Source organism: Allochromatium tepidum (assembly GCF_018409545.1).
Taxonomy (GTDB): domain Bacteria; phylum Pseudomonadota; class Gammaproteobacteria; order Chromatiales; family Chromatiaceae; genus Thermochromatium; species Thermochromatium tepidum_A.
Genome location: NZ_AP024563.1, coordinates 1,320,852 through 1,344,567 on the forward strand (window position 1 = coordinate 1,320,852; position 23,716 = coordinate 1,344,567).

General features: G+C 65.4%; 20 protein-coding genes, 2 tRNA genes and 1 pseudogene. 7 read left to right on the plus strand and 16 right to left on the minus strand.

The genetic code is table 11. The features are described from left to right. Positions 1-6: 6 nt before the first annotated feature. Complete coding sequence (topA, locus tag Atep_RS06275; protein WP_213380902.1) at positions 7-2,316, plus strand: type I DNA topoisomerase; 2,310 nt, start codon at positions 7-9, stop codon at positions 2,314-2,316. A gap of 40 nt (positions 2,317-2,356) precedes the next feature. Here topA and Atep_RS16885 read toward each other — a convergent pair whose 3' ends face one another. From Atep_RS16885 to ffh, 11 genes and pseudogenes are all read right to left on the minus strand, one after another. Further along, entirely contained in the window at positions 2,357-3,568 is a 1,212-nt protein-coding gene (locus Atep_RS16885) for an HDOD domain-containing protein (RefSeq protein WP_272876311.1), read from the minus strand. Further along, positions 3,529-3,786 (minus strand): annotated as a pseudogene (locus Atep_RS16890) (HDOD domain-containing protein); the annotation flags it as partial. The pseudogene Atep_RS16890 and the gene Atep_RS16885, both read right to left, overlap by 40 nt. A 216-nt stretch (positions 3,787-4,002) precedes the next feature. Then, positions 4,003-4,638 (minus strand): L,D-transpeptidase family protein, encoded by a 636-nt coding sequence (locus Atep_RS06285; RefSeq protein WP_213380904.1) that lies wholly within the window; start codon positions 4,636-4,638, stop codon positions 4,003-4,005. A 157-nt stretch (positions 4,639-4,795) separates the two neighbouring features. Further along, positions 4,796-5,992, minus strand: a complete 1,197-nt coding sequence (locus tag Atep_RS06290) for a class I SAM-dependent rRNA methyltransferase (RefSeq protein ID WP_213380905.1) — start codon at positions 5,990-5,992, stop codon at positions 4,796-4,798. A gap of 88 nt (positions 5,993-6,080) precedes the next feature. Further along, positions 6,081-7,664, minus strand: coding sequence for a polyphosphate:AMP phosphotransferase (gene pap / locus Atep_RS06295; RefSeq protein ID WP_213380907.1), 1,584 nt, complete (start codon positions 7,662-7,664; stop codon positions 6,081-6,083). 96 nt (positions 7,665-7,760) lie between these two features. Continuing rightward, complete coding sequence (locus Atep_RS06300) at positions 7,761-9,212, minus strand: TRAP transporter large permease (protein ID WP_213380909.1); 1,452 nt, start codon at positions 9,210-9,212, stop codon at positions 7,761-7,763. Position 9,213: 1 nt separating this feature from the next. Then, positions 9,214-9,750, minus strand: coding sequence for a TRAP transporter small permease subunit (locus Atep_RS06305; RefSeq protein ID WP_213380911.1), 537 nt, complete (start codon positions 9,748-9,750; stop codon positions 9,214-9,216). Positions 9,751-9,780: 30 nt separating this feature from the next. Further along, positions 9,781-10,695 carry a diguanylate cyclase domain-containing protein gene (locus tag Atep_RS06310; protein ID WP_213380916.1) on the minus strand — a complete coding sequence of 305 codons (915 nt, stop codon included), beginning with the start codon at positions 10,693-10,695 and terminating at the stop codon, positions 9,781-9,783. Continuing rightward, entirely contained in the window at positions 10,695-13,316 is a 2,622-nt protein-coding gene (locus Atep_RS06315; protein ID WP_213380918.1) for a PAS domain S-box protein, read from the minus strand. Before Atep_RS06315 ends, Atep_RS06310 begins: the two co-directional genes overlap by 1 nt. A gap of 34 nt (positions 13,317-13,350) precedes the next feature. Next, positions 13,351-14,226 (minus strand): penicillin-insensitive murein endopeptidase, encoded by an 876-nt coding sequence (mepA, locus tag Atep_RS06320; RefSeq protein ID WP_213380919.1) that lies wholly within the window; start codon positions 14,224-14,226, stop codon positions 13,351-13,353. Positions 14,227-14,243: 17 nt separating this feature from the next. Next, entirely contained in the window at positions 14,244-15,671 is a 1,428-nt protein-coding gene (gene ffh / locus Atep_RS06325) for a signal recognition particle protein (RefSeq protein ID WP_213380920.1), read from the minus strand. Between the two features lie 184 nt (positions 15,672-15,855). Between ffh and Atep_RS06330 the strand changes: the two genes are divergently transcribed. The 3 genes from Atep_RS06330 (at position 15,856) to Atep_RS06340 (ending at position 17,755) form a co-directional block, all read left to right on the plus strand. Beyond that, the gene (locus Atep_RS06330; protein ID WP_213380923.1) at positions 15,856-16,668 is read left to right on the plus strand and encodes a cytochrome C assembly family protein; all 813 of its coding nucleotides are present in this window, start codon (positions 15,856-15,858) and stop codon (positions 16,666-16,668) included. 24 nt (positions 16,669-16,692) lie between these two features. Further along, positions 16,693-16,768: transfer RNA gene (locus tag Atep_RS06335), tRNA-Lys, on the plus strand. 102 nt (positions 16,769-16,870) lie between these two features. Continuing rightward, a complete protein-coding gene (locus Atep_RS06340) occupies positions 16,871-17,755 on the plus strand; it encodes a CPBP family intramembrane glutamic endopeptidase (protein ID WP_213380925.1) in 885 nt (294 codons plus the stop codon). Here Atep_RS06340 and Atep_RS06345 read toward each other — a convergent pair. After that, a complete protein-coding gene (locus Atep_RS06345) occupies positions 17,752-18,165 on the minus strand; it encodes a LytR/AlgR family response regulator transcription factor (protein WP_236786572.1) in 414 nt (137 codons plus the stop codon). The two genes, Atep_RS06340 and Atep_RS06345, sit on opposite strands and share 4 nt — an antisense overlap. 346 nt (positions 18,166-18,511) lie before the next feature. On the opposite strand from Atep_RS06345, the gene Atep_RS06350 reads away from it, so the two are divergent. Beyond that, entirely contained in the window at positions 18,512-18,901 is a 390-nt protein-coding gene (locus tag Atep_RS06350; protein ID WP_236786679.1) for a lysophospholipid acyltransferase family protein, read from the plus strand. Here Atep_RS06350 and prmC read toward each other — a convergent pair. Both prmC and Atep_RS06360 read right to left on the minus strand, forming a co-directional pair. Then, positions 18,892-19,731, minus strand: coding sequence for a peptide chain release factor N(5)-glutamine methyltransferase (prmC, locus tag Atep_RS06355; RefSeq protein ID WP_213380933.1), 840 nt, complete (start codon positions 19,729-19,731; stop codon positions 18,892-18,894). The two genes, Atep_RS06350 and prmC, sit on opposite strands and share 10 nt — an antisense overlap. Positions 19,732-19,813: 82 nt before the next feature. Further along, positions 19,814-19,890 (minus strand) — tRNA-Met (locus Atep_RS06360). Between the two features lie 94 nt (positions 19,891-19,984). Between Atep_RS06360 and Atep_RS06365 the strand changes: the two genes are divergently transcribed. Beyond that, the gene (locus tag Atep_RS06365; protein ID WP_213380935.1) at positions 19,985-21,439 is read left to right on the plus strand and encodes a cryptochrome/photolyase family protein; all 1,455 of its coding nucleotides are present in this window, start codon (positions 19,985-19,987) and stop codon (positions 21,437-21,439) included. 29 nt (positions 21,440-21,468) lie between these two features. On the opposite strand, the gene Atep_RS06370 is transcribed toward Atep_RS06365, so the two are convergent. Beyond that, positions 21,469-22,212, minus strand: coding sequence for a ferredoxin--NADP reductase (locus Atep_RS06370; RefSeq protein WP_213380940.1), 744 nt, complete (start codon positions 22,210-22,212; stop codon positions 21,469-21,471). 496 nt (positions 22,213-22,708) lie between these two features. Here Atep_RS06370 and Atep_RS06375 point away from each other — a divergent pair, with 496 nt between their 5' ends. After that, positions 22,709-23,254 (plus strand): glutathione peroxidase, encoded by a 546-nt coding sequence (locus Atep_RS06375; protein WP_213380942.1) that lies wholly within the window; start codon positions 22,709-22,711, stop codon positions 23,252-23,254. A 3-nt stretch (positions 23,255-23,257) separates the two neighbouring features. Here Atep_RS06375 and Atep_RS06380 read toward each other — a convergent pair whose 3' ends face one another. Further along, the gene (locus Atep_RS06380) at positions 23,258-23,707 is read right to left on the minus strand and encodes a PGPGW domain-containing protein (protein ID WP_213380943.1); all 450 of its coding nucleotides are present in this window, start codon (positions 23,705-23,707) and stop codon (positions 23,258-23,260) included. Positions 23,708-23,716 lie beyond the last annotated feature (9 nt).

Here is a 23,716-nt window from a genome sequence, read left to right on the forward strand (position 1 = left end):
TCCCGCATGAATCTCGTCATCGTCGAATCCCCCGCCAAGGCCAAGACCATCAAGAAGTACCTCGGACCCAGCTTCGAGGTCGTCGCCTCCTATGGCCATGTGCGCGATCTGGTGCCCAAGGAGGGCGCGGTCGATCCGGATCACGGCTTCGCGATGAAGTATCAGATCATCGAGCGCAACGAGAAGCACGTCCAGTCGATCGCCAAGAAGCTCAAGGACTGCGAGGCGCTCTATCTGGCCACCGACCCCGATCGCGAGGGTGAGGCCATCTCCTGGCACATCCACGAGCTGCTCAAGAGCCGGCGTCAGCTCGGCGACAAGCCGGTGCATCGCGTGGTCTTCAACGAGATCACCAAGCGCGCGGTCCAGGACGCCATCGCCAATCCGCGCGGGATCTCCTATGACCTGGTCAACGCCCAGCAGGCGCGCCGGGCACTCGACTATCTGGTCGGCTTCAATCTCTCGCCGCTGCTGTGGAAGAAGATCCGGCGCGGACTCTCGGCCGGACGGGTGCAGAGTCCGGCACTGCGCCTGATCTGCGAGCGCGAGACCGAGATCGAGGCCTTCGTCCGGCGCGAGTACTGGACCATCGAGGCCGATACGGCCAAGGATGAACGCGCCTTCATCGCCCGACTCACCACCTTCGGCGGCGAGAAGGTCGAGCAGTTCACGATCACCGACGAGGCGCGCGCCACCGAGGTCAGGATTGCGCTGGAGAGCGCCGCCGGCGGAAAGCTCAGGGTCGAGCAGGTCGAGCGCAAGCAGCGCAAGCGCCAGCCGGCCCCGCCCTTCATCACCTCCACGCTCCAGCAGGAAGCGGCGCGCAAGCTCGGTTTCACCGCCCAGCACACCATGCGCGTTGCCCAGCAGCTCTACGAGGGCGTGGACGTCGGTTCGGGCGCGGTCGGTCTCATCACCTACATGCGTACCGACTCGGTGAATCTGGCCCAGGAGGCCATCGCCGAGATCCGCGCCTATGTCGTCGAGCGCTATGGCGAAGCGGATCTGCCGGACGCGCCGCGCCTATTCAAGACCAAGGCCAAGAACGCCCAGGAGGCCCACGAGGCGATCCGTCCGACCTCGATCCGGCGCGAGCCGTCGGCGGTCAAGGCCCATCTCACGGTCGAGCAGTTCAAGCTCTACGATCTGATCTGGAAGCGCACGCTCGCCTGTCAGATGGCCCATGCGCTCATCAACCAGGTCGCGGTCGACCTGAGCGCCGGCGCGGGCAACATCCTGCGCGCCACCGGCTCGATGGTGGTCGATCCCGGCTTCATGCGCGTCTATGTGGAAGGACGCGACGACGCCAAGGGCGCCGCCGACGACGACGAGGACCGGATGCTCCCCGAAATGAAGGTCGGCGAGCTGGTCGACCTGATCGCCATCCGCCCCGAGCAGCATTTCACCGAGCCGCCGCCGCGCTACAGCGAGGCCACGCTCGTCAAGGCGCTCGAAGAATTCGGCATCGGCCGGCCCTCGACCTATGCCTCGATCATCTCCACGCTCCAGGATCGCGAATATGTGATCCTGGACAAGAAGCGCTTCGTGCCGACCGACGTCGGGCGCGTGGTCAACCGCTTCCTGACCGAGTATTTCACCTCTTACGTCGACTACGACTTCACGGCGCGTCTGGAGGACGATCTGGATGCCGTCTCGCGCGGGGAGGAAGAGTGGGTTCCGTTGCTGGAGCGTTTCTGGCGCCCGTTCAAGGATCTGGTCGACCACACCCAGGAGCACGTCAAGCGCAGCGACGTGACCCAGGAGCGCATCGAGGAGACCTGTCCCAAATGCGGCGGTCCGCTCGCCATCCGGCTCGGGCGCAACGGGCGCTTCATCGGCTGCACCCAGTATCCCGAGTGCGACTACACCCGCGATCTCGACCCGAACAAGGCCGAACGCGAGGCGCCCGAGGTCGTCGAGGGCCGCTCCTGTCCGCTGTGCGGCTCGGCGCTGGAGATCAAGCGCGGACGCTACGGCAAGTTCATCGGTTGCAGCGCCTATCCGACCTGCAAGCACATCGAGCCGCTCGACAAACCCGAGGATACGGGCGTCATCTGTCCGAAGTGCAACAAGGGCACGCTCCAGAAGAAGAAATCGCGGCGCGGCAAGGTGTTCTATTCCTGCTCGACCTATCCCAAGTGCGACTATGCGCTCTGGGACGAGCCGCTCGCCGAACCCTGTCCGAGTTGCGGCTGGCCGGTGCTGACGCTCAAGATCACCAAGACCCAGGGTGCGGCCAAGGTCTGTCCGCAGAAGGAATGCGGCTATCGTGCGCCGGTCGAGGAGACGGACGCCGATTCGGGCACGGCGAACTGAGGCTCGAGCGTGCGCCGCCCACCTGATGGCGGGCGCCGGCTCAGCGATGCTGACGACTCTGGGCCAGGGTCAGTCCCAGGTTCGCCTGCTGGACGAAATGCTTGAAGTCCTCGAAGCTGTCGGGGTCGAGCGGGCGCCGGCTCAGGCCGCGGTCGGCCAGGAAGAGTCCGATACTCCGCTGACTGATGATGATGGGCGCGACCATGAAGGGCACGATACCCATGATCGTCACCAGACCATCGGGGATGAGTCGCGGATCGCGCTCACGTTCGTCCGGCGTCACCAGACGCGGAAGCTTGCGATCCAAGGTCTCGAACAGGATGTTTGTTCCGGTCGTCGGGCGCGCGAACTGGAAGGCCGCGATCGCCGTCTCGTCCGGCAGGCCGAGTGCGTGCTTGGCCTTGAGGCCGCGCCTGTCCGGCGTCATCAGGGCGAAGACCACGCGGTCCATCCCCACACCGCGATAGAGCCCCTCCAGAACCAGCTCCATGATGACGTTGAAGTCACAGCGCGCACTCTCGATGGCCGAGTTGAGTTCGCGCAGGATGCTCAGTTGCAGCCTGGAATCGGGGACCGGATGGGGCGGGGGCTGTGTCTCGCCGACCGGCGCGGCGTCCGGTTCGGTGGGCAGCGCATCGAGCAGACCGAGATACTCCTCGGGCAACGGGATCAGTCTGGCGGCGGACGCGGCGCCGCAGTCGTTGGCCATGCCGAAGGCGGCGGCGGCCTTGTCCTGGAGCAGCGTGCGGGCGTCGATCTCGGGAATGTCGACCAGCCGTGCGGCACGGCGGACCAGGCGATCCATCTCCTCTGAACGCCAGCCGTGCTCCTCGGCGCAGCGGGCGATCTGATGGCCCAGCATGACGGTCTGGATGCGCGGATCCTGGCGTGTCGGGTGGTCGATCGCCTCCTTCAGCAGATCGGTCAGACGCCACTCGTGGACCAGACGGCGACTGAGCTGGCTCAGACGAAATCCCAGCACCCGCTCCTGCGCGGTCTCCATGGTGATGCCCGGTTGCTTGGCCAGCTGCTCCACACGCTCGCAGTGCTCGTTGCCGAAGCACCAGAAGGCCAGCTCGCCGATGCGGTACAGCAGCGTGGCGATGAAAACCTCTTCGGGCGATTTATCACCTCGCTCAGCCGCCAGGGCGTGGCCTGGGTCGCGGCATGCATGGCATGGGCCAGTTCGCGTTCCAGACGCGCCTTCGCCGGTCCCTGGAGCAGGGTGTCGACCAGGGTCAGGGTCAGGCACATGTCCCGCACGGCATCGAAGCCGAGCACGATCACGGCGCGCGTGACGGTGCTGATGGCCGTGGTGCTCGGGTTGTAGGCGATCGAGTTGGCCAGCTTCAGCAGGCGGGCGGTCAGCGAGGCGTCCTGCAGGACGACGCTCGCCAGCGCCGAGGCCGGCGCCAGATCGTCTTCGGCGATCGAGAGGATGTGATGCACGGTCTGCTCGAAGATCGGCATCTTCTGATCACGAATGACCTCGAGCCAGGCTTCCAAACCGCTTTTTTGGGATGGGTTGATACTCAAGTGTGTACTAGCTCGATGAGGTCGTTGATACGCGCGTGGGGGAATCCATTCTAGACCAAGTCGAACCGAGCGGTAGACGACCCGATCGGGATCCGGACACACACCGCCATCGACCGGCGTGTCGGTCGTGACCCCACACCGGGCGCGTCATCAGGGCATGATCTGGATCGGCGTGCCGTCCTTCACCAGGCTCCAGATCTCGTCCATATCGTCGTTCTGCACCGCGATGCAGCCCTGGGTCCAGTCGCGACTGGCGTATTGCTGACGCATGCTCTCGGACTGGATGTAGTTGGGCAGGCCGTGGATCATGATCATGCCGCCCGGATTACTGTAGCCGAGCCGGCGGCTGACGGCGCGATCCTTCTCGCTGGGATAGGAAATGTGGATCGATTTGTAGAAGTTGCTGTTGGGATTGCGCCAGTTGAGTTTGTAGCTGCCCTCGGGTGTGCGCTGGTCGCCCTCGCGATACTTGTGTCCGACCGGCGAGCCGCCGAGTGCGACGCGATATTGACGCACCACCTGGCCGCCGCTGAGCAGTTCGAGCCGACGCTGTGATTTCTTGACCACCACCTTGTCGACCGGCCCTGTGACCTTGGTCGTGGTCGGTGTTGGCGCCGTGGTGCAGCCATTCAGGCCGATGATTCCGGCCAGCGTCAAGGCCAGACCGAGGCCCGAGGCGGCGAAGCGGCCGGTTCGGGCGGCGGCGGGGCGGCGGTCGGCTTGGATGGAATCCGGCGTGGCTTCGGGAAGCGCGTTGGCTTGAGTGAGTGGCCTGTCGGCGTACATGGTTCTGGATCTCTGGAAATGGCGTTCAAGGATTGGTCGAGTGGGCGGAGCGGCGCCGAAACGGGATTTTAGTGAGCTTCTCGGCAAAAACCATCCCGCCCATGATGGAAGGCATATTCCGCGCCAAAATGAGACCGGCCGACTCCAGGGTGGTCCATCAATACGCCGGCAGGGCGCGCAGGAACAGCGTCTTGAGATAGGCCGTCTCCTGGATCGCCGGATGGACCGGATGGTCCGGACCCTGCCGGCCGGTCTCCAGGAGTTGCAGCCGCCGTCCGGCGCGCTGCCCGGCCTGCTGCACCACGCGCTGGAAGCCGTCGCGTCCCATGTGGAAGGAACAGGACGAGGTGACGAGCAGCCCGCCGGGTTCCAGCAATTCGAGACCGAGCCGGTTGAGCCGCTGATAGGCGGCCGTGCCGTCCTTCTCGTCCTTGCGGCGCTTGATGAAGGCCGGCGGGTCGAGCAGCACGGTGTCGAAACGCCGGCCCTGATCGCGCAGTTCGCGCAGCACCTCGAAGGCATCGCCCTGGAGGGTGTGCATGCGCGCCGACAGGGCATTGCGCTCGGCATTGGCCTGGAGGCGCTCCAGAGCGTCGGCCGAGGTATCGACACAGGTCACGTCCGAGGCCCCGAGCGCGGCGGCACGCAGACCCCAGGCGCCGACATAGCTACAGACATCCAGCACCCGCTCGCCGACGCCATAGCGGGCCAGACGTGCACGGTTCTCGGCCTGATCGAAGAACCAGCCGGTCTTCTGGCCCTGCGTCGGATCGATGGCGAACTCCAGTCCCTGCTCGGTCAGCACCCAGTCGCCGGACGGATCGCCCAGCACGCGCTCGACGCCCTGGTCCAATCCCTCCAGTTCGCGTACCGAGGTGTCGTTGCGCAGCACGATCTCGGTGGGGCGCAGCACCTGCTCCAATGCCGCCAGGATCTCGGCGCGCGCGCGTTCCATCCCGGCGGTGGTGATCTGGACGGCCAGCCGGTCGCCATAGCGATCGACGATCAGCCCCGGCAGTCCGTCGCTCTCGCCGAAGACGAGCCGGTAGAAGGGCGATGTGTAGAGGCGTTCGCGCAGGGCCAGCGCCTCGTGCAGACGCGCGAGCCAGAGCGCCGGACTCAGGGGATGCGACCGCTCGCGGCTGACGATCCGGGCACAGATCAGCGAGTGCGGATTGGCGTAGCCATGGCCGATCCAGCGTTCGCTCCGGCTCAGGATCTCGACCGGCTGACCGGGGGTGAGCGTCTTCAGTGGGGTGGCCTGGGTGTCGATCTCATTGCTGTAGATCCAGCAATGACCGGCGAGCAGGCGGCGTTCCTGGTCTTTGCGCAGGATGAGTGGCTGGGCGTGCATGATGGGCGTCTCGATCCGATAGCGGGAGTTCGTCGTTGGCCGCCAAGACTAGCACCGAATGTCGGCGGCCCGAAGACCTTCGGATGCCTCAGCCGCTGCTGCCGCCATTCTTCACCGGCTTGCCGCCGGCCGGTTCGATGCGCTTGTCGCCGCAGGGCAGATAGCCCGCCATTGGGGCCGGCGGTCCCTTGAGCGCCTCGTTGAGCGCATCGCAGACGGTACGCAGCACCTTGATGCGCGCATAGGGCTTGTCGTTGCCCTCGACCAGGGTCCAGCCGGCATGGCGCGTGCTGGTGCGCACGATCATCTCGTTGACGGCCTCCTTGTACTGCGGCCACTTCTCGCGATTGCGCCAGTCTTCCTCGGTGATCTTGTAGCGTTTGTAGGGCACCGCCTCGCGGTCCTTGAAGCGCTTGAGCTGCTCGTCCTGACTGATCTGGATCCAGAATTTGACCAGCACGATGCCGCTGTCGACGAGCTGCTCCTCGAAGCGGTTGATCTCGGAATAGGCACGACGCCACTCGGACACACCGGCGAAGCCCTCGACGCGCTCGACCAGCACCCGCCCGTACCAGGAGCGGTCGTAGATGGTCATGAGTCCGGCGCGCGGGATGTGACGCCAGAAGCGCCACAGATAATGATGCGCCTTTTCCTCGTCGGTCGGCGCCGCGACCGGGATGGAGCGATAGAGCCGGGCGTCGACCGCCTGGGTGATGCGGCGGATGGCGCCGCCCTTGCCGCCGGCATCCATGCCCTCGAACACCAGCACGGTCGAACGCTGTTTGTTGTAGGCGTTCCAGGCCAGCTCGTTGAGTTCGGCCTGAAGCCGCTTGAGTTCGCTCTTGTAGTCTTCGCGCGGCAGGGCGAGTTCGAGATCGAGCTGATCGAGCAGGGTGATCTGAGCACTGTCGCTCTCGGGCAGTTTGGGACTGGTCGGGGTGCCGTTGGCCTCGCTCGCTCCGTGCTCGGCCAGACGCGAGCGGATGGCGTGCAGCAGCGTCTTGCCGACGGTCAGGTCGCGGTAGCGCCGGTCGCCGGCCTCGATCAGATACCAGGGCGCGCTGCCGCGGTCGGTATGCAGGATGACGCGCTCGGCGACCTGCTCGAAGGCGGCGTAGTGCTCGGAGAACTTGCTCTTCTCGGGCAGCATCTTCCAGCGGCTGCGATCGTCGCGCGAGAGTTCCTTGAGCCGCGCCTTCTGGTCGGCCTCGGACATGTGGAACCAGAACTTGACGATCAGCGCCCCGTCCTGGACCAGCATGCGTTCGAAGTCGACGATGCGGTTGAGTTCGCCGTCGAGTTCGGCGTCGCTGCACTGACCGCGAAAGCGATGCTCGATCGGGGTCTGGTACCAGCCGCCGAACAGGATCGAGATCTCGCCGCGCGGCGGCATGGCACGCCAGAAGCGCCAGTAGCGCGGACGCTCGCGTTCCTCGTCGGACTCGTTCCAGAAGGCGAAGGTCTGCACGCCGCGCGTGTCGAGCCACTCGTTGAGCCGGTTGACCACCTCACCCTTGCCGGCGGCCTCCACGCCCGAGACCAGCACGATCACCGGGATGTTGGTGTACCTGAGCGCGCGCTGCACCTCCAGGAGCTGGGTGCGCAGTTCCTCCTGCTGCTCCTTGTAGTCCTGCTTGCTGACCGAGCGACCGACCTTCGTTGCCTCGAACATCTGTGGTGTCCTCTATGTGAGACTCGCGGCGATGACGCGGCGAGCTTGCCATATCGATCGGGTTTCTGTCTGCACGCCTGGGCCGGATTCCGAGGCTCAAGGACTCGAATCGCTCGGCGGCGGACCGAACAATCCATCGAAATCCCCGCTGTCGAGCAGACTGGAACCGCCGGTCTCGGGCAGGACGATCTCGGTCGGATCGCTCAGGGTCGTGGCGCCGTCCAGCCCCCAGCTCACCAGTTCGGGGAAGGCGATGATGAGGAACACCATGAAGAGCTGGATGCCCAGGAAGGGCACTGCGCCCCAGTAGAGGTCGGTCGTGCGCACGCTCGGCGGCGCGACCGAGCGCAGATAGAAGAGCGCGAAGCCGAACGGCGGATGCATGAAGCTGGTTTGCAGATTGACCCCGATCAGCACCCCGAACCACACCAGATCGATCCCGAGCTTCGCGGCCACGGGCGCCAGCAGCGGCAGGACGATGAAGGCGATCTCGAAGAAGTCGAGGAAGAACGCCAGCAGGAACACCAGCAGATTGACGAAGATCAGAAAGCCGAGCACGCCGCCCGGCAGCGAGGTCAGCAGATGCTCGACCCAGAGATCCCCGTCGACGGCGCGGAAGGTGAGACTGAAGACGCTCGCGCCGATCAGGATGAAGATGACGAAGCTGGTGATGCGCGCGGTCGAGGCCATGGACTCGGTGAGCATGTCGCGCTTGAGCCGACCCTTGAGACCGGCCAGGATCAGGGCGCCGACCGCTCCCATGGCCCCGCCCTCGGTCGGGGTCGCCCAGCCGATGAAGATGGTTCCAAGCACCAGGAAGATCAGCGCCAGCGGCGGGATGAGTGCCAGCACGATCCGTTTGGCCAGGGCGCGACCGTGCAGGGTGCGCGCCTCGGGCGGCAGGGCCGGCGCGCGCTCGGGCCGGATCTGCGTGTTGGCGAAGACATAGAGCGCATAGAGTCCGGTCAGCACCAGCCCCGGCAAGAGCGCGCCCTTGTACATGTCGCCCACCGAGCGCCCGAGCACGTCGGCCATCACGATCAGCACCAGCGAGGGCGGGATGATCTGGGCCAGGGTGCCGCCGGCGGCGATGACGCCGGCGGCCAGTCGCGGATGATAGCCGTAGCGCAGCATGATCGGCAGCGAGATCAGCCCCATGGCGATCACGGTCGCGGCGACGACGCCGGTGGTCGCCGCCAGCAGCGCGCCGACGAAGACCACGGCATAGGCCAGCCCGCCGCGCACACTGCCGAAGATCTGACCCACGGTGTCGAGCAGTTCCTCGGCCAGTCCGCTGCGCTCCAGGATCAGCCCCATGAAGGTGAAGAAGGGCACCGCGAGCAGGATCTCGTTGCGCATGATGCCGAACACCCGGTCCGGCAGGGCTTGCAGCAGCGCCGGGGTGAGCATCCCGAGTTCGATCCCGATCCAGCCGAACAGCATCCCGACGGCGGCGAGCGAGAAGGCGACCGGATAGCCGATCAGCAGAAACAGCACCAGCGCGCAGAACATCACAGGCGCCATGTTGGCGGCGAGCCAGGCCGTCATCTCAGTGTCCTCCGGTCGTCGGTTCGGGCAGCGGGCGGCGGCCGGTCAGGGCGGCAAGTCCCTTGATGATCTCGGACACCCCTTGCAGGGCCAGCAGCGCGAAGCCGATCGGGATGGCCAGCTTCATCGGCCACCAGATCAGCCCGCCCGGATTGGACGAGGACTCGTTCTGCTGGAAGGCGATGAGGAAATAGCTCCAGGCATCGATCACGATCAGCAGACAGACCGGCAGCAGGAACAGCAGTCCGCCCAGGATCTCGACCAGCACCCGACCGCGCGGCGGCAGCCGGTTGTAGAGGATGTCGACCCGCACATGCCCGCGTTCCTGGAGCGTCAGGGGCGCGTAGAACAGAAAGATCAGACCGAACATGAACCACTGCCCCTCGATCATAGCGTTCGAGCCCCAGTCGAGGGTATAGCGCAGGGTGGCGGTCAGGGCGCTGAGCAGCGCGCTCAGCAGTACCAGCCAGAGTGTGAGCCGACCGGCACGACGATTGAACCGGTCGATGAGGGCTGAGAAACCGAGCAGGAATTCCATGATTCGGTACGACTCCAGTGTCAGGAAGGATCAGGCACAGACACGATTGCGTCCTTCGGACTTGGCTCGATAGAGCGCCTCGTCGGCGCGCGCCAGCAGCAGGCTCGCGCTCTCACCCGGCGGCCGGGTGGCGGCCACGCCGATGCTGAGCGTCACATGGTCGGCGGCGGCCGAATAGTCGTGCGGGATACGCAGGGCGCTGACGGCGGCGCGGCAGGATTCGGCCAGGGCCAGAGCGCCCGCCGCGTCCGTGTTGGGCAGGAGCAGCACGAACTCCTCGCCGCCATAGCGCGCCACCACATCGGCTGGGCGTTGCAAACGCGCGCGCAGGGCATCGGCGACTCGCCGCAGACACTCGTCGCCCCGACCATGTCCATAGTGATCGTTGTAGGATTTGAACGAATCGACGTCGAGCATGGCCACGGCCAGTGATGTACCGTCGCGGGCGGCGCGCGCCCACTCCTGTTTCAACAGATCATCGAAACGGCGTCGATTGGGAATGTGGGTTAGACCATCGAGCGAGGCGAGACTGTCGAGCAGGTCGGTCTTGCGCTTGAGGTTGACATGGGTGCGCACGCGCGCACGCACGATCGCCAGATGGAAGGGCTTGGTGATGTAATCGACCGCGCCCAGCCCCAGCCCGTGCGCCTCTTCTTCGGCCTCGTCCTTGGCGGTGACGAAGATGATCGGGATGGTACTGGTGCGCGGATCGTCCTTCAGGCGCCGGCAGACCTCGTAACCGTCCATCTCGGGCATCATGACGTCGAGCAGGATCAGGTCCGGCGGCGGGCTGCCGGCGGCGACCTCCAGCGCCTTGGCGCCGCTGGTGGCGACCCGGACGCGATAGTCGGACTTGAGCGTGTCGGCCAGGACACGGATGTTGGCCGGCATGTCGTCGACGATCAGGATCGAGGGCAACAGGTTTTCGGGGTCGGGATTGGACATCAGGATTCCGGCTCGCGCAACAGGTGTGACAGACGGTCGATCTCGACCAAGGCCGTATCATAGTCGAAAGACTCGATCGCCACCCCGAGCCGGGACAGCGGATCGCCGGCATAGGGCGTATCACGGAGTGACTCCACGAGTCCATCCAGCCATGTCGAATCGACCAGGTCGTTGCGCTCGATCAGCCGTTTCAGACGTTCGAGCCGCTCCAGGATCGGCTGGAGCGACTCGGGCGACAGTCGGCCCGCCACGCCCGGAGCGCTCGTCTCGGCGTGTGCGGGAACCACCCAGCGCCGCAGCACCTCGATCAGCGACTCGAGGACGATCGGCTTGCTCAGATGATCGTTCATCCCGGCCGCCAGACAGCGTTCGCGGTCCTCGGACAGGGCGGCGGCCGTTAGGGCGATGATGGGCAGTCGCGGATGCCGGGCACGGATCGCACGGGTGGCGCTCAGACCGTCCATGACCGGCATCTGCACGTCCATCAGCACGGCATCGAAACAGTCGCGCTCCACGCATTCGACCGCTTGCCGACCATCGTCGGCGATCGTCACCAGACAGCCGATCCGTTCCAGCAGATCGCGCGCCACCTGTTGATTGGTCGCATTGTCCTCGACCAGCAGCAGACGCACCCCGCGCAGGGGAGCGGCCTCGGCGTCGAGATCCCGGGCCGGACGCTGTGCCTGGAGGGTGTAATCACCCACCAGATCGACCATGGCGTCGAAGAGCGTCGAGGGCGTGATGGGTTTGGCCAGTAGACGGAGTCCGGCGTTCGCCCCGGATTCGGCGAGCAGCCGCTCGCGCTCAGTGACCGTCACCATCCAGATCGCCGGACAGGGCGGATCGCCGAAGGTCGGGGACGGCGGCTCGACAGCGCGTTCGGGGGGCCGGTCGAGCACCACCCAGTCGAAGGGCTCGCGCCGTCCCCCGGCCGCCGCCGACAGGATCGAGCGTGCCTGAGCCGGTGAACGCGCCTCGGCGATCTCCATGCCCCAGGCCTCCAGGATCGCGCGCGGGGCACGGCGCACCAGACAATCCTCGCCGACGATGAGGACGCGATGCCGACCGAGCGCGCGCGGCGGTGAACCGATGCGTTGCGGCTGGGACTCGGCGATGTGGAAATCGGCCGTGAAGCGAAACAGGCTGCCGACCCCGAACCGACTGCGGACGCGGATGTCGCCGCCCATGAGGCGCGCCAGCTGACGCGAGATCGACAGTCCCAGCCCGGTGCCGCCATAGCGGCGCGTGATGGAGCAATCGGCCTGGGTGAAGGACTGGAACAGACGCTCGACGCCGGCCGGATCCAGGCCGATACCGGTATCGCGCACACTGAAGGACAATCGGATCTGGCCGTCGCGTTCGCCGAGGGCGCGAATCCGTAATTCGATGAATCCGCGCTCGGTGAACTTCACGGCATTGCCGACCAGATTGTTCAGTACCTGTCCCAGACGCATGGGATCGCCGCGCAGAACCTGCGGGGTGCGCGGATCGAGATGATAGTAGAGCGCCAGCCCCTTGGACTCGGCGGCCAGCGAGAACAGTGCCGTGAGCTGATCGAGCACCGCCTCGATCCTGAAATCGACCGTGTCGAGCTGGATCTGACCGGCCTCGATCTTGGAATAGTCGAGCACGTCGTTGAGGATGCGCAGCAGGGCGTCGGAACCCTGGCGGATCTTGTTCATGTAGTCGCGCTGGCGCGAGTCGAGCCCGGAGTCGAGCAGCAGTTGGCCCAGGCCGATGATGGCGTTGAGCGGAGTGCGGATCTCGTGGCTCATGTTGGCCAGGAACTCGCTCTTGGCGCGATTGGCGACCTCGGCGGCCTCCATGGCCCGACGCATCGCCTCTTCCGTGGCCTTGCGCTCGGTCAGGTCGAGGATATGAACGACCATGTGGGATATCGCTCCCTGTTCGTCCCGCACGGCCGAGGCGCTCAGCATGACCGGAATGGGGTGTCCCCGACGATGCAGATAGCGCTTCTCGAACTGCACCCGATCGACGGCCCCCGAGACGAGTTGATCCAGATAGACCAGATCGGCGGTCAGGTCGTCGGGATGCGAGATCGACTGGAAGTCCAGCGCCAGCAATTCGGACTCCGAGTAACCCAGGATGCGGCACAGCACCTGATTGACTTGCAGCCAGTGTCCGTCGGGGGCGACCAGCGCCATCCCGTGCGGGGCGATCTCGAAGGCGGCGCGAAACTTGGCCTCGCTACGCCTGAGACGTTCCTCGGCCAGCCGCGACTCGGTGATGTCCCGATAGATGGCGTAGAACATGTGCCGCCCATCGACGGCCAGTACCTGCACCTGGACATTGACATGACGGATGCTGCCATCCCGGCAGCGATGACGGGTCTCGAAGTCATCGTATCCATGCTGCAGCATGAACCGGATATGACGCTGAACATCCTCCGGATCCTCGTTCGCCTCGTAGTCGGCGATGCGCAGCCGCGCGAACTCCTCGGCGCTGTAGCCGAGCTGCTCGTGCGCGGCGCGATTGAAGTCGAGGGGCAACTGGGTCTCGGGGTCGATGATGACGATCCCCAGCGGGGCCAGCTCGAAGAGCGTGCGCAGGCGCGTCTCCGAGCTGGGTGTGCCGCTGTTGCCGTTGGAGTAGTCTTTCACGGAGGGTCGACCTGAAGTGTCCTCGATGTGTCCTCTAGGAGTCCGTCAGCACGGCCCGGCAGGCGAAGGGCATCTCGGGTTCGGCGCGCTTGACCGATCCCTTGCCCCGCGCCTGACCGCTCAACACCTCGTCGCTCAGCCACCAGGCCAGATCCTCGCCGCAGCCGTCACCGGGCGGGACGGGCGCTTGAGCCTCGCAGCTCGGGCTGTCGGCGGGACAGGCCAGACGCACATGGAAGTGGGCGTCATGCTTCCACCAGGGCCGGACCTTGCGCAGCCAGGCGCGATCGCCGCGCGCCCCCCGGCAGAGCTCCTGTTTGATCGCCGCGTTGACGAAGATGCGATCGACGCGCGGATGACGCGCCGCCGACTCGATCAGGGCGAACTGACTCGGCCCCCAATGTTGGCTGACCGTGCGTCCGCCCGGTGCGACCATACTGGGCGGATCGGAGCGGTTGTCCATCAGTTGCCGGGCCGCCGTCGGCGAATTGGCCAGGGTGAACCAGATATCCACGTCCAGCCCGTTCTGATGACTGCGGTGCGAGGACGACATGAGTCCGCCGCGCGGCTGGCTGAGATCGCCGATCATGACGAATTGACCGCCGCGCTGTTGCTGAGCGCGTCCCAGATCCTCGACGAAACGGATCAGATCCGGATGACCGTAATAGCGGTTGCGATAGCGGCGGATGCTGACATAGCCGGGGCCGGTTTCCGGCAGCGTCTCGGCCCCGCCGATACAGCCGTTGGCCGCACTGCCGATGACTTCGGTCATACCGGACGACGGGCGCTGGACTTGACCCCAGGGCGTGGCGAAGACCGGCGCAGTCAGCAGGCACAGACCCAAAATCAGGCCGAGCCGTATTGCGAATGGCGCCTGTGATCGGGCGCGATGGCGAATCGAAACCGACATATCAGTGTTCTCCCCCATCACATCGGAAAACCGCCGCCCGGCGGCATCCCGCCGGGAGGAAAGCCGCCGCCCGGAGGGAACCCACCCGGCGGCAGCATCCCCGGCGGCAGTCGCCCTTGGAGCGAGCGCATCATCTTGGCCATGCCGCCGCCCTTCATCTTCTTCATCATCTTCTGCATCTGCATGAACTGCTTGAGCAACTGATTGACGTCCTGCACCTGGGTGCCCGAGCCGGCGGCGATACGACGCTTGCGCGACCCCTTGATGACGGCCGGAAACCGGCGCTCGTGCGGCGTCATCGAATTGATGATGGCCACCAGCTTGCCCATCTCCTTGTCGCTGGCCTTGTTCTTGACGTGGTCCGGGATCTGGTTCATGCCGGGGAGCTTCTCCATCAGGCTCATCATGCCCCCCATCCTGTTCATCTGCTCCAACTGCTCCTTGAAGTCGGCCAGATCGAAATCCTTGCCCTTCTTGAGCTTCTTGACCAGCTTCTCGGCCTGATCCTTGTCGACCTTGGCCTGGACCTCCTCGACCAGCGAGACCACGTCGCCCATGCCGAGGATACGTGAGGCCACGCGGTCGGGATGGAAGGGCTCGAGCGCGGTGGTTCGCTCGCCGGTGCCGAGGAATTTGATCGGCTTGCCGGTGATCCGGCGGATCGAGAGCGCCGCGCCGCCGCGCGCGTCACCGTCGGTCTTGGTGAGGATGACACCGGTCAGGGGCAGGGCTTCGTCGAACGCCTTGGCCGTATTGGCCGCGTCCTGACCCGTCATGGAGTCGACCACGAACAGGGTCTCGACCGGCTTGATCGCCTGATGGATGCGCTTGATCTCGTCCATCATCTCGGCATCGACGTGCAGCCGACCGGCGGTGTCGACGATCAGCACGTCCTTGAAACGCTTGCGGGCGCTCTCGAGCGCGCGCTGGGCGATGTGGACCGGATCTTCGTCGCCCTGGCTGGGACAGAACTCGGCCCCGACCTCACCGGCGACGGTGCGCAACTGTTCGATGGCCGCCGGACGATAGACGTCGCAGCTGACCACCATCACGGATTTCTTCTGCTTCTCCTGCAACCAGCGCGCGAGCTTGGCGACGCTGGTGGTCTTGCCCGAGCCCTGCAGACCGGCCATGAGGATGACCGCCGGCGGCTGGGCGGCCAGGTCCAGACGCTCATTGGCCGCGCCCATGATCTTGACCAGTTCATCGTTGACGATCTTGATCAGCACCTGGCCGGGCGTCAGGCTCTTGGTCACGGCCTCGCCGAGCGCCTGCTCGCGGACGTCCTCGATGAACTGGCGCACCACCGGCAGCGCGACATCGGCCTCCAGGAGGGCCATGCGCACTTCGCGCAGGGTGTCCTTGATGTTGTCCTCGGTCAGACGGCCCTGACCGCGCAGATTGGTCAGGACCGTCTCGAAGCGATCCTGGAGATTTTGGAACATGATCGAACCTCGATCCGGGCGTCCCGCGCGAGACACCCTGGGCTAGCGTGAGTGTGGATGGTCGACGGCGAATGTTGCCATCGGTTTACGACAGGACTTTGTGAGTATAATGCACGGCCATCATCGCCCGATACGACTAGGGACGACTTCCAGCCACCGTCATTCGAGCTTCAAGAACGCACCCATGATCCACATCCTCCTTGCCTACGTCGCCACGCTCTGCTATCTGGCCTCGGCCGCCTTCATCGGCATCCGTCTGTTCCGCAAGGAGGGATGGATTCCGCCCCGCGCGCTCGCGATCGCCGTCGGTTTCGGCGGTCTGGTGCTGCACAGTTGGCTGCTCTGGAACGGCGTCTTCAGCCATGCCGGGATCAATCTCGGCTTCTATCACGCGCTGGCGCTCACCTCCTGGACCATCGTCGCGCTGCTCCTGGTCTCCAGCCTGACCAAGCCGGTCGACAATCTGGGGCTGATCCTGCTGCCGGCGGCGGCGCTGAGTCTGCTGCTGGAGGCGCACATGGCCGATGTCGGCTTCATGCGCGAATCGGCCGGCACGGCGCTCAAGATCCATGTGCTGGTGTCGATGCTGGCCTATAGCCTGCTGACGCTGGCGGCGGTGCAGGCGATCCTGCTGGCGGTGCAGGACCATCATCTGCGCAATCGGCATCCGACCGGGTTCGTGCGTACTCTGCCGCCGCTCCAGACCATGGAAAGTCTGCTGTTCGAGATGATCACGGCCGGCTTCGTGCTGCTGACGCTGGCGCTGTTGAGCGGCTTTGCGTTCCTGGAGAACATGTTTGCGCAGCATCTGGTGCACAAGACCGTGCTCTCGGTGCTGGCTTGGCTGGTGTTCGGCGGGCTGCTGGTCGGGCGCTTCCGCAAGGGCTGGCGCGGACGCACGGCCATCGTCTGGACGCTCGGCGGCTTCGCGATCCTGATCCTGGCCTACTTCGGCAGCAAGGCGGTGCTGCAATTCGTCTTGCAGAATGCGGGCTGAGATTATTACAATGCCCTGCTTAAAGCGCCCTTAGCTCAGTCGGTAGAGCATCTGACTTTTAATCAGGTGGTCGCTGGTTCGAGTCCAGCAGGGCGCACCATAATTGAAAAGCCCTTGACCGAATCGGCAAGGGCTTTTTCTTTTCGTGGCTCTTTCGATCGGGTAAGCAGACCGACTGCCTGCCTGCGACTTGGCGACCGCTTTGCATCCAGCCGCCCGATTCTTCCTCTATCTGCTCGTCTGCCTGATGCTGGCAGCGCTACTCACGCCGGCGCTGATGGCTGCGGGCTGGATCGCGATCGAGCCGCATCGTGTCATGGGGCGGCTGGCCCAGTTGCTGATCCTGGTGGGACTCTGGCCATTCCTGCGCTGGCAGGGACTCGCCCGGCGCGAGGCGCTCGGCTACGGGCCGAGCTGGCTCGTCCTGAGGCGCTCGATCATCGGCGGCTGGGTGCTGGGCGTGTTGATCCTCGTGGCGCTGGTGCTCGCCCTGCTCGAACTGGAGATCCGTCTGCCTGATACCAGCCCGGATTCCTGGTCGCAGACGGCGCTGCGTGTCGCTCAGGCGCTGATCGGCGGTCTGTTGATCGGCGTTCTGGAGGAGACCTTCTTCCGTGGCGCCCTCTATTCGGCGATCCGCCGACACAGCGGCGTCCGCTCGGCCATGATCTGGAGCGCCGCGCTCTATGCCGTGCTGCACTTCATGAAACCGGGCGAGCTGCCCGAGCCGGCGGCCTTCGACGGGCTGGGTGCGCTCCGGATGTTCGTCTATGTCTTCGTCGACCTCTTCCAGTGGAAGCATCTGGATTCACTGGCGGCGCTGTTCATGGTCGGGCTGCTGCTGGCCCTGGTGCGCGAGCGTACCGGGCACATCGGCTGGTGTATCGGGCTGCATGCCGGCTGGGTGCTGGTGATCCAGGTCAACCGCCGTCTGACCGACGGCAACGACGACTCGCCGCTGTCGTTCCTGGTAGGCGACTATGACGGAACCATCGGCTGGCTCGCCGCGCTCTGGATCGGGCTGTTGATGGCGCTCTATTGGGCCGGTTCGGCCGGCCTTCGAGCTTGGCGCGCGAGATCGGGCTAGCGGCCGGCGTGCCGCCCGTCATTCGCGTCTTGGCGGACGAGTCTCTCACGCAGCCAGCCGCGTACATCCCGGAGATGACGGCGGCTGACGACCGGCCTGTCGTCACAACCGGTCAGGAGTGCGCGTGTCGAGCCGTCGGGCTGCTTTTCGAGTCCGACCAGGCACGAGCGCGCGACCAGGGCGTTGCGGTGGATGCGCAGCAGCAGGTCAGGGAAGTCATGCTCGAAAGCGCACAGTGAACGGTCGACGAGCAGGACGCCGTTCAGATGATGGACACACACATATTTCTGATCCGCTCGCAGATAGATGATGTCCGCGAGCGAGACCCGTTGATGCCGGCCGCGATAGTAGGCCCGGATCTCCAGCTCGCGTTCGCACGCGCCGGGAGGGCGTCCGTTCCGATCCTCCATCGAGTCGTCCGGCCCACTCGTGGAGGCCGACCAACAGGGTTCTTCTCTGTGTCTATCGCCTGCCGCATCTAGCGTCTTCATCCCAGCCTCCCGACCTCGAAATCCATGGCTCCGAGCACTTTCTTCGGTCGAAGTCTAAGCCTTTGCGGGTCTTCGGAATGTGAAACACTGCCGATTTTCGAGATTTCGTGCCGCCGCGGGACGTCCGAGTCGTCGACGGCCTGCGCAAGCGCGCCCATCCGGCACGCAAGAGCCTGAAGAGGCGAGGATCGAAGGGGGCGGTGAGTGACGCGCGGCGCGGCCGCCGATCTTCGGCTGGGCGCTGGCGCTGCTCGAACCCATCGCCATCGATCGCGGCAAGCCGGTCAACGCACTCAAGACGCTGTTGCGCGTGGGCAAGGAGCGGCTCGATCAGGGGGTGAGTGTGGTCATCTATCCGGAGGGGACGCGCCAACCGCCGGGTCAGGTCGGGCGTTTCAATGCCGGTGGCGCGCGTCTGGCCTGCCAGGCCGGGCGGCGCGTGCTGCCCATGGCCCACAATGCCGGTGACTGCTGGCCGGCGCGCTCGCTGTTGCGCAAGCCGGGACGTATCCGGCTGGTGATCGGCGAGCCGATGGGTTGCGAGTCCGGCGTCGATGAGCTCAACGCGCGGGTCGAGCAGTGGATTCGCGAGACGGCAACCGCGCTCATGGCGCAGTCCGCGCGTGCCGGTTCGGAGCGTGAATCTCAGCGATAGCCCAGCGTGACGCGATCCAGTCCGGCCAGATCCCGTCGCGTCTCGATCGCGTGCAGTCCGGCATTCGCGAGGATCCGGCGTACCGGCGCTCCCTGATCGAAGCCATGCTCGACGGCGAGCAGTCCGCCGGGGCGCAGGCAGCGTCCGGCGTCGGCGGCGATGGCGCGGATGGCGTCCAGGCCATCACCGCCCGGCGTGAGCGCCGAACGCGGCTCGAAGCGCGGATCGCCCCGGTCGAGATGGGGATCCTGTCCGGCGACATAGGGCGGGTTGCTGAGGATGGCGTCCAGACTGTTCGAGATCAGGCCCATTAGCCAGTCCATCCGTAGACAATCGATCCGCTCCAGCCCCAGAAGGCGGAAATTGTCGCGAGCGACCGCGAGCGCCGCCGCCGAGCGGTCGGTGGCGATCAGCGACCAGCCGGGCCGTTCGCTCGCCACAGCCGCCGCGATGGCGCCGCTGCCGGTGCCGAGGTCCGCTACCCGCAACGGACGCCCGGCGTCGAGGCGATCGAGCGCGATCTCGACCAGGAGTTCGGTTTCGGGGCGGGGGATGAGGGTGTCGGGCGTGACCCTGAGTTCGAGCGTCCAGAAGCCCTGGCGACCGCGAATGTAGGCGATCGGCTCACCGGCGAGCCGCCGCGCGAGCAGGGTCGCGAAGCGTTCGGTGCCGGCGGGATCGAGTACGCGCTCGGGCCAGGCGAGCAGCGAGGCGCGCGTCCAGCCCGTCGCCTCGGTGAGCAGCAACTCGGCCTCCAGTCGGGCGCTCGATTCCGGCAGGGCTTCGAGCGCCGAGGCGGCACGATGCAGGATGTCGTCGGTACGGCTCATCTTGGGCAGGGGTCTTGCGCCCGAGCAGGCGCCGGAGACATGAAAAAAGGCTTAGAGAAAATCCTCTAAGCCTTAGTATGTTTGGTAGCGGGGGCAGGATTTGAACCTACGACCTTCGGGTTATGAGCCCGACGAGCTGCCTGACTGCTCCACCCCGCAACTGAGAGACGCATGATAGCCATCCGGTCGGCAGGATGCAACCCCTGATCGCACATTTTTGTTATGAATTCGCTTCGAGGCATCGATCGACACCGTGAATCACCCCCAAACATCCGGACTCGCTCCGAGCATTCTCTGGCTCAGACGTGATCTGCGCCTGGACGACAATCCGGCACTCGCCGCCGCCTTGAGCGATGGCGCGCCGATCGTTCCGGTCTACATCCAGGCCCCCGAGGAGGAAGCCCCCTGGGAGCCGGGCGCCGCGAGCCGCTGGTGGCTGCACTGGAGTCTGGGCGCGCTCGACGCGTCGCTGCGCGCGCGCGGCAACCGGCTCCGGATCCTGCGCGGCCCGAGTCTCGAGGCGCTGCGTCGTCTCGCCGCCGAGACCGGCGCGCGGGCGATCCATTGGAATCGTCTCTATGACCCGGCCACACGCGCACGCGACACGCGGATCAAGCAGACACTGCGCGCCGAGGGTCTGCGCTGTGAGAGTCACAAGGCGGCCCTGCTCTTCGAGCCCTGGGAGATCCTCAACGGGAGCGGTCAACCCTATCGCGTCTTCAGTGCCTTCTGGCGTGCCTGTGGCCGCTCGCTGCACCTCGAGCCGCCCTGTCCGGCCCCGGAGGTCATTCCAGGCCGGCCCGAGTCCGGCGAGACGCTTACGCTCGATGCCCTGGATCTTCTTCCGCGCATCGACTGGGATCAGGGTCTGCGCACGGCCTGGACACCGGGCGAGACCGCGGCCCTGGAACGCGCCCGCGCCTTCATCGACGAGCGTCTGCGCGACTATGGCGGGATGCGCGATCGTCCCGACCGACCGGGCAGCTCGCGTCTGTCGCCCCATCTGCATTTCGGCGAGATCGGTCCGCGACGCCTGCTGAGCCTGATCGTCGCGGCGTTCGGCGACCCGACCCGAGGCGCGGCCGAACCCTATGTCCGCGAACTGGGCTGGCGCGAGTTCGCCCATCACCTGCTGCATCACTTTCCGGAGACGCCGACCGAACCCCTGGATGGGCGTTTCGGCGCCTTTCCCTGGGCCGAGGAGGATGTGGAGGGAGCCTTGCGTGCCTGGCAGCGGGGCCGCACCGGCATCCCGCTGGTCGATGCCGGGATGCGCGAGCTGTGGCACACCGGCTGGATGCACAATCGCGTGCGGATGGTGGTCGCCTCGCTGCTGACCAAGAACCTGTTGGTCCCCTGGCAGGCCGGTGCGCGCTGGTTCTGGGACACCCTGGTCGACGCCGATCTGGCCGGCAACACGCTCGGCTGGCAGTGGACGGTCGGTTGCGGGGCCGATGCCGCGCCCTATTTCCGGATCTTCAATCCCGTGCTCCAGGGACAGCGCTTCGATCCGGACGGGGCCTATGTGCGCTTCTGGTGCCCGGAACTGGCGCGTCTGCCGGACAAGTATCTCCAGCAGCCCTGGACGGCGCCCGACACCGTTCTGAGCGCCGCCGGCGTTCGGCTCGGTGTCGACTATCCGCGTCCCATCGTCGATCTGGCGCGATCACGCGCACGGGCGCTGGCGGCCTGGGAGCGGATCAAATGACGGTGCGCGCCGGTGCGGCCATCAGGCCATCAATGGTATTGCTCGGTGGTGTAGTGCCCCGGCGCCTGCCGCCGGTGCCGCACCAGTCCGCGCGCCTCCAGGATGACCTTGGCGTCCTTGATCATGGCCGAGTTGCCGCAGAGCATCACATGGCTGGTCGTCGAGTCGATGGTCAGACCGACGTGGCGCTCCAGCTCGCCGCCGGTCAGCAGATCCGTGATGCGACCGGACAGGGCCGTCGGCCAGGGTTCGCGACTGACGGCCGCCACGCGCGTGAAGCGTCCGGGATAACGACCGGCGATCTCGTCGAGCGTCTCACTGTAGGCCAGATCCGCGCCCTGACGCACGCCATGGACCAGGATCACCCGCTCGAACAGCCGCCAGGGATCGGGCGAGCGCAGGATCGAGAGATAGACCCCGAGTCCGGTGCCCGTGGCCAGCATCCACAGATCCCGCGTCGGCTGGACGCTCTCCAGCGTGAAGATGCCGCTCGCGGTCGCCGTCAGCCAGACCCGGTCGCCCGGATTCAGCGCCGAGAGCGGCGGCGTCAGCGGACCCTGCGGCACCTCGTTGAAGAAGATCTCGATCGGCTGCTCGCCGGGGGCGTTGACCAGCGAGTAGGGACGCCCCACGCGCTCGCCCTCGATGTCGAGTGCGACCTTGATGTACTGGCCCGCCACGAAGTCCGTGATGGGCGCCTCGAATTGCAGACTGTAGAGTCCCTCGGTCCAGCGATGCTTGCCGACGACCCGTGCCTCGACCCAATCTTTCATAGCCGTACTGCCTCGAATCTGTTCCGTATCGATTGAAGATGTGTGCGGATGGCTGAGATCCGCTCTCACACCATGATCGGTACGATCGGCGCCATTGCAATCCCGGCGCGATGCTCTACTTCTGTGAGCCAGACGAACCGTGATTGGAGCAAAAAACAGTTCTTGATTTTTTCTTGATTTTTTCTTCATTTTTCATCAGGATTTTCCACTGTAGATAGGTTATCTACAAGCGTGAAGGTTTCACGCTCCATGGTCAGGGTCAACGTCGAATCGCAAGGTTGTTCTCTGTTCAGGATGAACGCCGAGGCAATTTTTATGGCGCAAGCTGGGTTTCGACGGCCGACACGGCCCATGTTGCCGGTGTTGACCGGCCATTCGGTTGGGACTGCTCAACCCGGACTCCAGTTGCTCGCCCACCAGGGCGCTATCAACGGAGAGCGAATCACTTAAAAACCACCATAAGCAACTTTGTTTAGGTTTTTAGGAACAGTCATCGATGAAATCATCCCTGCTGTTACTGGGTCTGGCGGCCATGAGCACCACGGCCGGCGCCGAGACCAAGGCTTGCTCGTCCCTGCTCGATCTCGAGGTCCGGCGTCTGGCCGGCGAGGAGGTCGTCAATCTCTGCGACGCCTATCAGGGGCAGGTGATCCTGGTGGTCAACACCGCCAGCAAATGCGGCTTCACCTCGCAGTACGAGGGATTGGAGCAGATCTATCGGACCTACAAGGATCGCGGCTTCGTGGTCCTGGGCTTTCCGTCCAACGACTTCGCCAACCAGGAGCCGGGCAGCGAACAGGAGATCCGGAAATTCTGTCGCATGACCTACTCGGTCGAATTCCCGATGTTCGAGAAGGTCAGCGTCAAAAAGGGACAGGCCGCGCCGCTGTTCGAACGCTTGGCGTTGGCCGGCGCGCCCTATCCCAAGTGGAACTTCTACAAATACCTGATCGACCGCGACGGCAACCTCGTCGATCACTACATCAGCACCACCAAGCCCGACAGCGGCAAGGTCGTCAAGGCCATCGAGCGTTTGCTGTGAGCGTCAGGGATCGGACGGCTCGGTCAGTGGCGTCGGTGCCTGGAGCGGCGGACGTCCTGCACGTCTCCGCAGCCAGTTGAAGGCGGCCATGACTCTGGGGTTGCGGGCGAGCCGACGCTCCAGCGCGAACTTGCCCGGAAAATCGCTGAGCACCAGCCCGACCAGGATCGTCAGCAGTCCCTGGCCGGGCAGTACCAGCATGAGGAGGCCGCAGAACACCAGCAGCCAGCCCACGACGTTCTTCGATACCCGCAGTCCCAGATAGATCAGCGGATGAAAGCGTCTTAGACGACTCTGGCGGCGTGTGGTGTCGACGAAATAGTCCTCGGGCATGGCCGCCACCAGCACGGGCAGCGCCAGGATGGAGCCGATGAAGGTCAGCACCGAGGCGCCCGCCAACAGCAGCGTCAGCGCCTGATGGGATTCGATCCAGCTCAGGAGTGTGTCGAGCATGACCCGGAT